General features: G+C 37.4%; 13 protein-coding genes. 7 read left to right on the top strand and 6 right to left on the bottom strand.

All coding sequences use genetic code 11. The features are described from left to right. Positions 1-38 precede the first annotated feature (38 nt). A complete protein-coding gene (locus BQ7489_RS02700; protein WP_071150244.1) occupies positions 39-1,277 on the top strand; it encodes a hypothetical protein in 1,239 nt (412 codons plus the stop codon). A 16-nt stretch (positions 1,278-1,293) separates the two neighbouring features. Continuing rightward, on the top strand, positions 1,294-2,580 hold the full coding sequence (locus BQ7489_RS02695; protein ID WP_071150245.1) for an SIR2 family protein: 1,287 nt from the start codon (positions 1,294-1,296) through the stop codon (positions 2,578-2,580). A 28-nt stretch (positions 2,581-2,608) separates the two neighbouring features. Here the strand turns inward: BQ7489_RS02695 and BQ7489_RS02690 are convergent, their stop codons facing one another. Next, positions 2,609-3,649 (bottom strand): hypothetical protein, encoded by a 1,041-nt coding sequence (locus tag BQ7489_RS02690; RefSeq protein WP_159434504.1) that lies wholly within the window; start codon positions 3,647-3,649, stop codon positions 2,609-2,611. Positions 3,650-3,779: 130 nt separating this feature from the next. Continuing rightward, positions 3,780-4,097: a hypothetical protein gene (locus tag BQ7489_RS02685; RefSeq protein WP_071150247.1), complete on the bottom strand. Its 318-nt coding sequence runs from the start codon at positions 4,095-4,097 to the stop codon at positions 3,780-3,782. Between the two features lie 187 nt (positions 4,098-4,284). Between BQ7489_RS02685 and BQ7489_RS02680 the strand changes: the two genes are divergently transcribed. Then, positions 4,285-4,737 carry a type VI secretion system amidase effector protein Tae4 gene (locus BQ7489_RS02680; protein ID WP_235817106.1) on the top strand — a complete coding sequence of 151 codons (453 nt, stop codon included), beginning with the start codon at positions 4,285-4,287 and terminating at the stop codon, positions 4,735-4,737. A 15-nt stretch (positions 4,738-4,752) separates the two neighbouring features. Continuing rightward, entirely contained in the window at positions 4,753-5,262 is a 510-nt protein-coding gene (locus tag BQ7489_RS02675; protein WP_071150248.1) for a WG repeat-containing protein, read from the top strand. A gap of 247 nt (positions 5,263-5,509) precedes the next feature. Here the strand turns inward: BQ7489_RS02675 and BQ7489_RS02670 are convergent, their stop codons facing one another. Then, the gene (locus BQ7489_RS02670) at positions 5,510-6,496 is read right to left on the bottom strand and encodes a tyrosine-type recombinase/integrase (protein ID WP_071150249.1); all 987 of its coding nucleotides are present in this window, start codon (positions 6,494-6,496) and stop codon (positions 5,510-5,512) included. 103 nt (positions 6,497-6,599) lie between these two features. Between BQ7489_RS02670 and BQ7489_RS02665 the strand changes: the two genes are divergently transcribed. Continuing rightward, complete coding sequence (locus BQ7489_RS02665; protein WP_072529908.1) at positions 6,600-7,733, top strand: hypothetical protein; 1,134 nt, start codon at positions 6,600-6,602, stop codon at positions 7,731-7,733. A 5-nt stretch (positions 7,734-7,738) separates the two neighbouring features. Next, entirely contained in the window at positions 7,739-8,953 is a 1,215-nt protein-coding gene (locus BQ7489_RS02660) for a hypothetical protein (protein ID WP_072529907.1), read from the top strand. Here the strand turns inward: BQ7489_RS02660 and BQ7489_RS02655 are convergent. From BQ7489_RS02655 to istA (BQ7489_RS02645), 3 genes are all read right to left on the bottom strand, one after another. Continuing rightward, positions 8,907-9,638 carry a hypothetical protein gene (locus BQ7489_RS02655; protein WP_083580442.1) on the bottom strand — a complete coding sequence of 244 codons (732 nt, stop codon included), beginning with the start codon at positions 9,636-9,638 and terminating at the stop codon, positions 8,907-8,909. The genes BQ7489_RS02660 and BQ7489_RS02655 overlap by 47 nt on opposite strands. A 433-nt stretch (positions 9,639-10,071) precedes the next feature. Then, a complete protein-coding gene (gene istB, locus BQ7489_RS02650) occupies positions 10,072-10,827 on the bottom strand; it encodes an IS21-like element helper ATPase IstB (RefSeq protein ID WP_071150252.1) in 756 nt (251 codons plus the stop codon). A gap of 29 nt (positions 10,828-10,856) precedes the next feature. After that, on the bottom strand, positions 10,857-12,419 hold the full coding sequence (gene istA, locus BQ7489_RS02645; protein WP_071150253.1) for an IS21 family transposase: 1,563 nt from the start codon (positions 12,417-12,419) through the stop codon (positions 10,857-10,859). 416 nt (positions 12,420-12,835) lie between these two features. Here istA (BQ7489_RS02645) and istA (BQ7489_RS02640) point away from each other — a divergent pair, with 416 nt between their 5' ends. Beyond that, positions 12,836-14,422, top strand: coding sequence for an IS21 family transposase (gene istA / locus BQ7489_RS02640; protein WP_235817107.1), 1,587 nt, complete (start codon positions 12,836-12,838; stop codon positions 14,420-14,422).

Raw genomic sequence — 14,422 nt, 5'->3', positions numbered from 1 at the left:
ATTTGATAAATAAGTTTATATAAAAGAAAGGACTCATTATGAAAAAAGATATAGATTTGGGCTATGAAATACCAGAAAAGCCTTTGACAGGTAGAAAGCACATCTCCATCTTAATTGGAGCTGGCTTTTCTGCGCCACAAGGGTATCCGATAGGAAATACTCTGAATGAGAATATATTGGACTTTGAAAAATATAATGCAGATTTTTCACCAAGTGGTGTATTATGTTGCTCAACAACTGGAGAAAAACCAGCTTTTCAAGAAGAAGGGATACTTAATCTGCATCAAAAACATTTCGTATTTTGCAAGCGTCTAATAAAAAAGTATGCAGAGACACATAAGTTCGACTATGAAGAGTTTTATGACTTTATAAAAAGTGAAGAAGTATATAACTCATGCTACGAAACATTGTGTGATGATTTATTAGACGAATATACAGACTATGGAAGTTTCGTCTTCAGTCTCCCCGACATCTATAATCAGATGGTGAGATATTTGTTGAGAGATAAAGATGGTAATTCTTTTTACGAAAACCAGCCATTCCACGTAGGATATGTGGAACATTACGATGGCTTTCTGAAATACCTAAATCACTTGAAAGAAGATTATATCATTGATGTGCATACACTGAACCATGATTTACTTTTTGAATCTTTTAATAAGACTGAATATATCAATGGTAGCATTTCTGACGGCTTTGATGAATATGGTTCGGAGTTCTATGGAATACTGAATAGAGACAATGCTACTTATCATTGCCGGTTAGAAAGATACGCAGCCAGATACGACGCTCCTATAAGGCTTTATAAATTACATGGTAGCTTAGATTATGTGCCTTATTACAAGACTGTTGAGAACAATTTCATGATACCCATTAAGTATGTGAAAATAAGGGAAGGTATTGGCGTGAGTGACTTATTAAGAGGAATACGAAGCAAAATAGGTTATGAAAGTTGCCCGATTGCTTACCACGCCGATTTTCTGACCGGCACAACCTCTAAAATAGAAAGATACAACAATCCTTTACTTTTCAAGAAACTCTTCAAAAGATTCAGAAAGAACCTGCGAAATGCAGAAAAACTGATAATCATAGGATATGGATGTAAAGACGAAGGAATTAACAAAATGATATTGGAGAACTTTGATTTCGCCCACAAGAGTACTTATATCTTTGATAAGTATGCAGGTAATAAAGTACGCGACTTTGGCAAAAAACTCTCGGCCAAGGTAATAGATGGAATTGAAATTGAAGATATAGTTCCTGAAATGTTTCAATGAGTAAATATAGCGAATTATGGAAAATAATCGTACAACATTTTTAATAGGTGCAGGAACACCGCTTGACTTGGTTTTACCACAAGATGTGATTAAACCTGCAACTACAAAAATCACAGAAGATGTTTGCAGACCTTACAAAAATTATCTTACTCAAGGGGATACAATAACTATTGTAAATGATATCTACAACTGGCTCATGGAAAATTATCCATCAGAGTGTTCTAATCCATATATAAGTGGAACACCTGCCCCCTATATTCATTTTGAACATTTGTTTCACGTATTAGAGATGTTAGATGCTTACAGTTGGGTATGGAACAAAAAATGTAATAATCCGAATAGATATCCGGTTTTTGCTCCTTTCACCAAACCGAATATAGACTTTGATCCTAATACACTTCGTTCTGTCATGGACCAATTTATCCTCAGAATAATGGATATTGTAAATGGGTATGATTCCAACATCATGAAAGAACAGGTGAATGAATGGTATTGGAGATTTTATCAACAGTTTGGCGAAAACAGTGACTTCTTTGTATTAAACTATGACACTACAATTGAGAAATCAATAGAAAATTATGAGGATGGATTTGAACTGGATGAAATTCAAGATGCATTCCTACGGTTCAATCCCAAGAAGTTGTTTGAAAATCCGAATGGCTTATCTACTATAAATCATCTGCATGGATGTATAAATTATTACTTCCAGTCATATAAAGATCCGAATACTGATATTTATAATTATCTATCAAATGACTTATATAAATATCCTGACTATGAGATAGTTAAAGGATTGATGATGGGACGAGGACAAAGCCAGCCTTGTACCCAATCAGGAGAAACATATTATTCTTCTCCAATCGTTACAGGATTGCGTAAAACGGATAAGCTAAACTGCGTTCCATTTGACTTTTATCATGCCAATATGACCAACTGTATCATCAGAAATCACAAACTGGTAATTGCAGGATATAGCTTTGGAGATTTGTATTGCAATAACCTCCTGGAAAGAATGAATTTCTTGCATGGAAACCAAAAGCGCATTGTACTTATTGATTTTTGGAAGATTCCCAAAGAAAATAGAATGCATGGAGGATATTGGCTAAGTCAGAATCAAGGAAGATTTCTTTGTCGCATAACTGATTGTGGGGATTTCAATGGAGTTATTCGTCAACTATATAAAAACGAAAATCCCCGAACAGGTGCCCTATACAGCGACAATGGATGCCTAATGGTATTACCAAAAGGATTCAAACATGCAGCGGCCTGCTGTGATGAAATCCTTGCTTTCTTGAACTCATAGAAGCAGAATAAACCAACAGCGAGGAGGATTACTCGCTATAGTTTATCCACTCTAACTTAATAGGAAGATGTTTTTGATGTTGACCGCCATTTATCATAAATATCATAACAGCCCGTCTAACCATGCTATGGTACTTGTATGTATCTTTACATATCTCCTTGAAGAATGCCATATCTATTAAATATTGAAAATACCACTGTAGTTCCTTCTCTTCATTAAGATGGTTCTCATAATAATCCAACTGATTTATGAAATAGCAGAACAACTCGTCATTATTCATCTGCCCCTCTATTAACCTTACATATTCCTTTATGGAATCAGCCAAGAAAGCAGGCATCGGATTCGCTTCATATTGTCGGTTAGAACAACAGGAAGAACTTCCATTTATACCATTTTGAGCTTCTATTTTTCCACGTATGAAAGTCAGCTCCCTATGTATATACTTAAAATAGTTCTTGAAGTTACTTGAACATCCTGCACCACAACCACAATCCAGAACTTCGTTATATTTACTCCACATTTTGGATATACTTATGTCCTGCTTAACGGACATTCGTTCAAAGAACTCAACAAACTCTGCAAAATGACAATGCTTGTACCTCAAACATCTGTTTTTGGCATACAATATATTATGCTGTGCAAACATCTGTGTAAAAGTCGCATCAAATGAGGCTCTTTCGGCAGCTTTCTGTTGTGACTTCAAAGCCCTATTGGAATTCGTAAATGCGGTATAGGCATAAAAGACAGTTATCAACGTAAAGATTGCAGACAAGCAAGTGGCAAAACCTCCCCAAGTTTCCCATTCTGTTGAGATATTCTTATTCACTATCCAGAAAAACTCCCCTTCATTAAAAATGCAAACAAGAAGTAAGAAAAAAATCAACACAAAAGCCAGAATAAAAGATATAAGGAAATATTTCCATTTACTTTCTACAAATCCAATAGGTAAAAATCGATGCATGAATTTGTTGCCAGAACACATTGTTACTAATAACATCATTAGTAATATCCATAATATCAATGATATTATGTCAACAACACTATCACAAAGGTTTATATTATTTCCCATAATTGTGTTAGAATTAAGATATTTGACAATCTTATCAATCTTCATTGAATATAGCAAAACTCACAATAAAAAAGATGTCTGTTCTTACCCCGAGCAAACATCTTTTCAAGAATATAGATTCTTTATACATTTATGGATTTACACTATTTACAGCACTCTGCAACCGTTCAATATTTGCATGTAAAAAAGCATATTCATAATTAATAAGATTATTATACTCTTCTATTGCTTTTTGGGCATACTTTGTATCTTTAGAACAATCATATTCAAATTCATACGCATAACCGATAAAAAAAGGTACTGCCGGGTCTTTGCCCCGTAGTTTATCCAGATCCAATCTACCTTCTTTACGCATTTGAGCATCTTGTACATTTAATGTTTTGTCTATTGCCTGATCCATGGCTTTAAAAATATCACGCTTTTCCTTTATTATTTGCCTTATATCCATTGCATTATTTTTTAATTTCTTCTACAAAGATACCTAATTTCATTATTAACATTAATAAGTTCCTGAAAATATTTTCAAGTATCAATAAGTTTTATTATATTACGAGCCAACTTATGGTTCCTTTAAGATGAAGCAACTACTTGAAGCTATTCTATAATGAATGTTTAACGAACTAAAAAAGAACATTATGAGCATTACTTATTCAACACTGAGTTCCAACTTCAGCAAAGTTAAGGATCTACCAACATCAGCGGTCGGTAAACTAATCGGCGGAAAAGTAGAAGAGAACATAAAAGCCGGCTTCTTCACCAACGCATGCGCAATACGTCTGTCGTATGCCTTTAACTATTCAGGTATGCCCATATCACGCTATGACGGTGCCACATCTTCGGGAAAGGACAAGAAATGGTATCTTTATAGAGTAACTGACATGCTTAGCTTCATCAAGCAAAAGATAGGCGGCACACCGATAAAAGGGAAAAAACTGGAAGACTTCAAAGGGAAAAAAGGTATCATAATCTTCAAGAACTGTAATTGGAGTGATGCTTCCGGACATGTGGATTTGTTTAATGGTGAAAAAGTGGAAGGAAAAGCTTATTTTACGGATTGTGGCGATGTTGAGCTCTATGTTTTACAATAACCTATAGAAAGAATCATGAACAGAACCCTATTGTATTTTTCATTCATCTGCACAGTCGGGCTTGCATGTTGTACGAGAACGCCTGACGAGAAGTTGTTCGTGGTCGAAGATAACGGTTTATTCGGATATGTCTCAGAAAATGGTGATACTGTAATACCATGTATGTATCCATTTGCCTATACCGACACAATCAATCATATTGGATTTGTGGCTGAAGGAAACGGGAAAATAGTATGCCTTGACAAAAAAGGCAATAAGCTTTTTAACGTATTCAAGTATGACAATGGACCAGACTACCCACAAGAAGGGCTATTCAGAATTATAGACGAAGATGGTGCCATCGGATTTGCAGATACTCTGGGAATAGTAATCATCCCTCCAAGCTATAAATTTGCCTTCCCTTTCAAAGATGGCAAGGCAAAGGTTACGTATGAAGGACAATCTGTAAGCAACGGTGAATATACTGTCTGGGAATCTTCTTCCTGGATATTTATTGATAATCCTTTAAGGAAAGAGGAGAAATAAAGATAACCATTTTGAGCTAATTTGATTGATTAATAGTGTGAAAAAGAGAGCCAGCTAATTGTTTATTAGCCGGCTTTCTTTTATTGGTATGTTCGCTGATTATTCCTTTCAAAGTTTGGTAAGCAATACGAAAAAAGGTTCCCTTTTTCATAGGAAACTGTTTCAATCGACTTGCCCAATAAAACTACATAAGCATTTTTGTATAAATCAAATAATTGAGCAATATAAAGATAGGCATTAAATATAGCTATAATTCAGTATCAACATCCGCTTTGAAACCGATAAGTTTCAATTCATTTCTTGGATGTTTGCTTTGTAGTATTTCTTTTTGCATATTCATATTTACATGCGTATAGATTTGCGTCGTAACGATACTGCTATGTCCGAGAAGATTCTGGATATATTTTATATCAACTCCTCTTTCCAAAAGTAATGTAGCAAATGTATGCCGAAATGTATGAGGGGTTACTCTCTTGTTCATCTGCAGACCGGTTACACACTTTTTGATTAACAATCTAACTGACTGCTCGGATATTCTATTCCCTAAGCGATTCACGAAGAAAAAAGTCTGGGGCTGTACTAAAACATAATACTCTTTTAGAATATCAAGTACTTCCGATGAGCATATTTGTATTATTCGCTCCTTACTGCCTTTACCATTCACTTTTAGAACACCATTCTCAAGATCTATATCATTACAGGACAGACTGCATAGTTCTGCAACCCGTATTCCAGTAGCAAACAGGACTTCGATCATGCATACATCACGTGTTCTGGCCAAATAAGTGTAGCTTTGAGGTTTAACATTCTCTTCCCTTATTTCGTACAAATATCTGAGAATCTGCTCGACCTCATTATAGTGCATAACTACAGGCAATACTTTAGGCTCTTTTACCTGGAGTCTAATTTTTCGTATAGGATTTACAAATAAATCATTTTCGTATTCATAATACGAGAATAATGCTTTCAGTGATGCTATCTTTCTTTTAATTGTCTTTGGCTTAAATGTGGATATAGTCTGTATATATCTTTTTATCATTTCCTTGGTTATGTGTTCAAAATAGGTAACATTAAAATCACCGTTGACAAAAGTTTCAAACTGAAGTCCATCTACCTTATAGGCTTTAATCGTCTTTTCACTTAGTCTTTTTTCATATCGACAATGAGACAAAAAGTCACTCATCACATTTTTAATAGCTGTATAACTTCTCTGCTGTTCAATTACTTCTTTCATTCTGGTATATATTAAAGTTTCGCAAAGGAAAGAAATACAAAGCATCGAGAAAGTGAATATCACCAGGAAAAATACCGGTATGAATAACTGATAACTTAAAATTATGATTACTAGAATATTTATAAATAGGAAAATTGAAAAGAAATTTTTTCAAGAAGATATAACATTAGCTCGTTCTAAATCTAGAATAGTCATAATAAGCAGTCCATCAGGTTTGGGTAAATCATCATTAATTGATGAGGTTGTAAAAAACAAGCTAAATTACGATTTAGATCATAGAGTAAAAATAAAACAAAGTGAATCTGAAGAATGTGATCTTGGCTTTTTTATAAAAAGGATAGTTAAGATGCTTGATATTAATGCTTTGCACGATCAAGCCGGGTATTTAAGATTTCATGAATTTTCATTAAAAAAAAACCTTTTAGAAATAATTGGTGAAATAACAATAAAAAAAATATTTTCCTCAGTAGGTATTGATAATTACCTTGATCATGTAAAATCAACGGAAGATAATATCCAAGAATGGTTAGGTAATGAATTTAATCTACTATTACTGGGAAAAGAATATATTAAGTATGTATTAAGAGGAAGAAAATTAATTTTAGCCATTGAAAATATCCAAAATATTGATAATTATTCGGTACAAGTTTTAAAGGAAATTATTCAATCAACAAATAACGCTTATTTGATTTTTGAATACACTACTGGTATTCGTTATAACTTTTCTATTCCAGAGTTACATGATTTTTTTCAAGCAGCAGCAGATATATCTGAATATACTCTTTCTAAACTTGACAAAGCTGAAATTATTAAAACTCTTGGAGTTAAGGACGATATAATCATTGGCATTCTCAATGAATCATATGATACTTCTGATGGGAATCTTTTTAAGCTTTCGTTACTTTTAAATGATGCCAAATGTTTAAAGCTTCATAAAGAATTAGTTTATAGTGAAACGATTAAGAATCTTGTTAATAATTTTAACAACTCAATAAAGGCAATTTTGATAATTATAGAATCTCATAGAAATGGCATTTCTTATACTAAATTGTATGAGCTAATAGCGACACATTTATCAGATCTTATAAATTGCAGGGAAATCGATACTTCATTGAGACTCTTAATGGATAATTACATAATAGAATGTACTCCAATAGATATTAAATTAACACATGACAGCCTATTTAAAGAACTAAATAAGCTTGATGAGTTAAAAAAATATACATTGTTGTTTTAAGGAGAATGGCTGCCTACTACAAAGAAAAAAATCAAGAAAAACTAAGCATTGAAGAGAGAATAAACAACTATTTATACTTGATTTCATTTTATTTAAAACTCAACTCTTTTTTAGATATTATTGAAATACTTGAGCAAATAAACGATGATTTAGCTTCTTTCCCTATTGATACAGTTCTTAATTATTTAAATTTAATACGAGCAACATATGATGCGAACAAACTAGATGACGAATTTGACAAAGAAATCATTAAATGGTCTGTTTATATTTATTTCCGTTGTGGCTATTATAAAAAGATTATTGATGAGATTTCTTTTTCAACAATAGAAGATATACGAGTGAAATTATGTTATATAGCAGCCTTATCAAGTGAGAGCCCACAGGAAGCTATGAATATCATAATGAGTAATAAAGAAAAAGATTCAATTTATAATCTAGGGCTTAAGCTTGTTGAATTGAGAACGCTAAGATCTCTTCGCAAGAAACATGACTGCTATAATTTATGGATGGAATATTATGAGAATAAAGTATTTAATAATTCATTGTGGGAAGGCGATTTCTTGCGTTATTCATGTTTATGTATTCACAATGATTTGGAGTTTAGGATAAAACGTATAAAAGAAGCCTATAATATATTTAGAACTCGAAACAATTCATACGGAATTATTGCTTCTTGTTTAACATTAATGCGAGATTATCTATTTATGGGTAACTATAAAAAAGCCAATAAATGGATGAATGAAGCTAGCTACCACATTCAAAAGGCCGTATTCCCAATGTATATGTTTTACAATAATCAATCTGTACTAGGAATACTGGCGCAAGATATATCTGGAAAGGTTTTATTAAATTTATATAGAGCACTTGAAATTTGTACAAATTCAGATGATTCTATTGCAATACAATCTAATTTATTATGCTGTTGTATAATTCAAAAAGATAAAAATAGCGGTGTTGAATTTTATCAAAATTTGTTAGTCTCTTTACGAAAGTCCTATTATCAAAACAGTTCAATTTTTCAATCTGTTGTCTATAACTGCTATAAATACGCAAAGTTAATAGATGATGAAGAAAATATTCCTTTTTTAGCTAGTCATTATAGCAAACTATTGACAAATAATTATCCACAAGTACCATCTATTATCCGAAGTGATTTTTTCCCTGTGTTAATTGTTAACTGGGACATAGATTATTATACCGTTCTAAACAATTATCAATAAGTAATTCGAGAACAGATAGATAATTATAGCCTTCATAATAAAATGGAGTAAAGAATGCCCCTGACGGATTTAATGTTGTATCATGCGATAATTCAAAACAGTAAAAGGTATCATTAACTAGCTTGCCATCAATTCTAATATATTCAACTTTATCTAACCAATTAAATAATTTAAAGAGGTTAGATATGTTGTAATCGTTTAATAAGTGTTTGCCGTTTCTTAGTTTTATTTTATGATATAATTTATCCTCAAAACTATGTATATTATTATTGAAATAATTGTCATTAAATTCCGAATATCTCTCAACAACTCCCCAAGTCTTTATATTGTCTTTCCACCCAATAATGCTTACACTTAATTCTTTACCTCCTATAAATTCTTCTATAATGATAGGTTGGTTCAAATTCTCATATAGATTATTGATAAGTTTAATAATTCGATTTTTATCTTCGCTAAAAATTAAGTTATCCTGAGTTATACCTATAGAAGTTCCTTCATACGTTGGCTTTATGAGTAATGGGTATTTAAGTCGTGATAAATCAATATCTGTAACTAGTTTGTTCACCACCATATGTTTTGGCGTTTTTATATCAGATAATCTACAGATATCTTTTGATAAAATTTTGTCGCAACAAACGATATTGGTATAAGCATCTCCACCAATATAATGCATATTCCGGAGCATACCCGTTCACTTTCCGGCAGCTTATTAAGGCATAAAACCAGGCCTTAAAAACGCAATTTTATATCCGTTCATCCCCTAAAAGGATGAAAAAATGGATAACCAGACATTAAAATCTCAATTTTTCCGGAGCATATCCGTTCACTTTCGAGAATTGCACGTTGCAACACCTTTTTTCCGGAGCATACCCGTTCACTTTAAGCGTATGCTCTCCATTTTTCCGGAACATATCCGTTCAACCGTGCATAGAATCATCCGTGCATATCTTCATTTCCGGAGCATATCCGTTCATTCTTTCTCCGATTTCAGTTTCCTTTGTGCTGGTAAATTTATACGAAACAGCACAATCATGGCTGCTGAAAACGGTTGATATCCGTTCACCCAAAACGGGGATATCCGTTCACTTTTCATACTCTTTACCTATGGCGATGCAAATTTATTGATTTTCGTCTGTAACGTTGCAGTTTTGATGTCTTTTTTGACGTAAACTGCTGCCTTGTAGCTCGAAGCGCACACTTGTGTGTACCAGCCTGTCTAATATTGCATCAGCTGCAGTCGTGTTGCCTTTCATCACATCGTACCAGTTAGCAACCGGCAGTTGTGATATGATGATCGTAGCTTTTTGTCCATGGCGGTCTTCTATAATCTCCATAAAGTCAAGCAACTGTTGTCCGTCAAGAACTTTCATGCCGAAGTCGTCCAGTATAAGCAGGTCAGTCTGTGCCAGCTTGGCGAAGAAACGATGCAGAGTACTGGATATGCGGGCAAGGCTTATTTCCTCGAAGAGCCTGTACAGGTTATAATAAGCAACCTTATATCCGTTCATGCAGGCCTGATGACCAAACGCTGTACCCAACCAGCTTTTACCGGTACCGGCAGCACCCGTAATAAGTATGGATACCCCGTTTTTCACATAGTCACAAGTGGCAAGATTAAGTACTTTCTGCTTGTCCACGCCACGCTTGCAGTCATAGATAACTTCACTTATGGAAGCCTGATAACGGAAGTGTGCTTTTTTTATCAGACGGGCATTCCGGCTTTGATTCCGGTTATCCAGTTCAGCCTGTATAAGCAGTTGCAGACCGTCTTTCAAGGAGAGCGACTCTGCCTGTCGCGTCTCCTGCATGGTAGCCCAGTAATGGGCCATTCCGGGCATCTTAAGGTTTCTTAGAGCATTGATAATTTCATCCATCGTTATTTGTTTTGAGTGTTAGAAGTCTGTCATTTGAACTGTGATTTTCCACGGATATTACAGTGCTGCGGAGGAGCAAAGGAAAATGAAGGCTGCCCCACACCGGCACACTTGCTCTCTACCAGTAAACGGATAAAGCGATAGTTGCATCTGTCTACATTCAGGGCTGTCTCGCAGGCTTTCTGGAAAACGACCGGATCACTGCTCCTTTGCAGGTTTAGAAGCCCGTCGCAGGTCTTGTAATGAGTCTCCGGAGGCATTGTGGAAGAATAAAATATGCGGCGGATTACATCTCCAAGTATGCCGGATGCACGCTCGGCACGCTCTATGTATGATTTTGCACTCATCCCTCTGTATTCCCGGGAGTTGCTTGCAAGATGCTCCTTTACGATAGTATACTTTCCCCTGTTGTAATCACGTATGTGAGTGGCTACAAGTTCACCGTCCACATATACTTTTACCAATGTGCGTGTATATGCAACATGTGCAGTTTTGGATATATACTGATAGGGTACTGTATAATAGTGCTGGTCACGTCCGAGATAGATACAGCAGTTGGTTGACACCTTCAAATCGGTATATGACACAATCTCAAAATCCCTGTCAGGCAGCGGCATAAGATTAGGCCTGTCTACGGCAAGGAACCGTTCCTCACGCGTATAAGGATGCTTCTGCATGCGTTTCTGGTTGTGCGCTTTCATTTTGAGCGAGGCTGCCCGGTTAAGCTCTTCCAGTGAATGGAAGGTTTCATTGCGGAGTTCGGCAAACACACGCATATAGACAAGCCTCACGGTCCCTTCCACGTTGCTTTTATCTTTTGGGTGTGCGGGACGTGCCGGTATGATGACCGTGCCGTAATGATTGGCCATATCCTCCATTACACGGTTAAGCGAAGGCTCATATCTGTCTGTCTTGACAACGGCAGCTTTAAGGTTGTCAGGGACAAGCATCTTTGGTACGCCGCCAAGATGTTTCAGGCACTGCGTTATGGCATATACAAAGTCTTCCGTGCGCTGTGAACGTACGAAGAGGATATAACCGTAGTCGCTTGCAGGCAGAGTGGCTACAAAAGCCTGGCACTGGACGACCTCACCGGTTTCCATATCAACGTACCCCATAGTATCACCGGCAAAATCGAGGAAAAGCTTTTCGCCGCCCGTACGCATGTCGGCAAGTATGGTGGATGGCGACTCCTTTCTGGCCTCTGTGTTCTGATTGTAATGAAAACGGAACTGTGTCAGGCTGTAGTGGTCATCCGGATGCTCATTACGGTATTCCTCCCAAAGCAGCTTCAGCGTGACATGCTTGCGCTTCATCTCCTCCTGAAGATATGGAAGAAGGGCTTTGAATGTTTCAAAACGCTTGTCGCTATATGCAGGATTGCCGCCCTTGAGACGGTGCTCAAGAATGGGATCATCCAACCTGATAAGTTCATCAAGGCTCAGGCTGTCAGCGTTGACCTTGTTCATGTAGTTGTTCACTGTCTCCTTGTTCATGCCGATTATATCAGCAGCCTTGCGGTTGGAGATTCCGCTCTTCTTTAGTAGAAGAAGTTGTTTGATCTGGCTCATATTCTTACTTTTTCCTGCCATAGTCGTATCGTATGAAGATTGTTTTCTGCATACAAGATACGGGAAAAGAGTAGCAAGTGAACGGACATGCTCCGTTTTTTATGCAGGCATTGTCGTTTCTGTGAGAAGGTGAACGGATATACTCCGTTTTCCGTATGTAGACAACTGATTATAGTATTATTACATTCTCATTAGTGAACGGATATACTCCGATTTCTGTAGAGAAAACGGAGATTCTATCGTAATATCCAAACCACTGAACGGATATGCTCCGTTTTTTATGGCGTTTTGTGGCGTTTTTAGCTGAAATGAACGGATATACTCCGTTTTTCAGGCACTTTTCAAGGCCAATTTAGCGGTAAAACTGGATGGATTAAGCCGTTCAGAGTGGGTGGGGATGCTCCGTTTTCGGCATCATGGCAGGAACAACAAAGGATATGAGTCTCATAAAACAAGTACTCCAGCTCAAGCAGGCCGGAGAATCCAACCGCGGTGTAAGCCGCAAGTTACCGATTGATAAGGAAACCGTCAACGGTTATGTGAATACAGTAAAAGCCAACGGATGGAACATCAGCGACCTCCTTGAGATTGACGATCCCGAGTTGGAAAGGATGTTCCATGCCGGTTCTCCGGCATATACGGACAGGAGAATGGAAGAGTTCCTGAGTCTGCTGCCCAGATACAGGGAACTGCTGACGGATCCCAAATCCCATGTAAGCCGGCAGGTCCTGTTCGATGAATACCGTACGACCCATCCCGACGGTTACGGCAAGTCCCAGTTCTATTATCATCTGAAGCAGAATCTCGTCGCCAGAAAGGATGTTACAGCCGTACTGGCCAGCACCTACAAACCGGGTGAGAAACTTATGGTGGACTTTGCCGGTGACAAGCTCAGCTATGTGGATGCCGAAACCGGAGAAGTCATAAAGGTGGAGGTGTTTGTCGCCTGTATGCCTTACAGCGACTATACCTATGTGACATGTGTACCTTCACAGAAAACGGAGGACTTCCTGTATGCCATAAGGATGTGTCTGGAACATCTGGGCGGCGTGCCTCCCATACTGACTCCCGACAATCTCAAATCGGCGGTAATCAGCAATGACAGGCATGAGCCGAAGCTGAACAAGGCTCTTGAGGACATGGGCAACTACTACCATTTTGTAGTGCTGCCATGTGACCCTGCATCGCCCACCCAGAAGGCTCTGGTAGAGGACTCTGTAAGAATCACATACAACCGTATTTATGCCAGACTGCGTAGCCACACCTTCCATTCACTCATGGAACTGAACCGTGCCGTATGGGAACTGATGGAAAGGCACAACCGGACACGTATGCAGAAGCGTCCCTACAGCCGTGAGGAGCGCTTTCATGCCATGGAGAAGGAGCTGCTGAAACCCTTGAAACCGGAGCCTTATGAGATGCGCCTGTATGCCGACCTGAAAGTACAGGCAAACTGCCATGTGGAACTGAGACAGGACAAGGTGACCCATTTCTACTCCGTACCCTATATCCATGTAGGAAAACAGGCAAGAGTAGTCTTTACGCGTTCATGGGTAAAGGTCTATGTGGAGCAGAAACTGGTAGCCTCACACATCCGCAGCCATACATACGGCTATACCACAGTCAGGGAACATCTCGCATCCAGCAGCAGGGCAATCATGGAACGTTCGGCGGCCTATTATGTGGAGAAAGCGAAAGACATATCGCCTGACTGCCATGAGTATGTAAAGAGAATCTTTGACCCAAAACGTACCACACAGCCTGAAGAGGTGTATTACAAGCTGTGCAACTCCATAGTCAGCCTCAGACGGAAGTACGACCTGGCCACTTTTGACCTTACCTGCCGCCAGTGCATGGAGTACGGTATTTACTCCTACAGCAAGTTTGAAGCCATACTCAGGCGTAACGGTATGAACGCATCTGCCGACGAGACGGTAATCTTCCACGCGCCTATACCGGCAAACCACGGAAACATGCGTGGAAGAAGCTATTTTACAGGAAATGACATGAACAAACAACAATAA

Source organism: Bacteroides ilei, from assembly GCF_900128495.1.
Classification (GTDB): domain Bacteria; phylum Bacteroidota; class Bacteroidia; order Bacteroidales; family Bacteroidaceae; genus Phocaeicola; species Phocaeicola ilei.
Note: the sequence above shows the minus strand (reverse complement) of the source record. Positions and strands in the feature narration are given on the sequence as shown.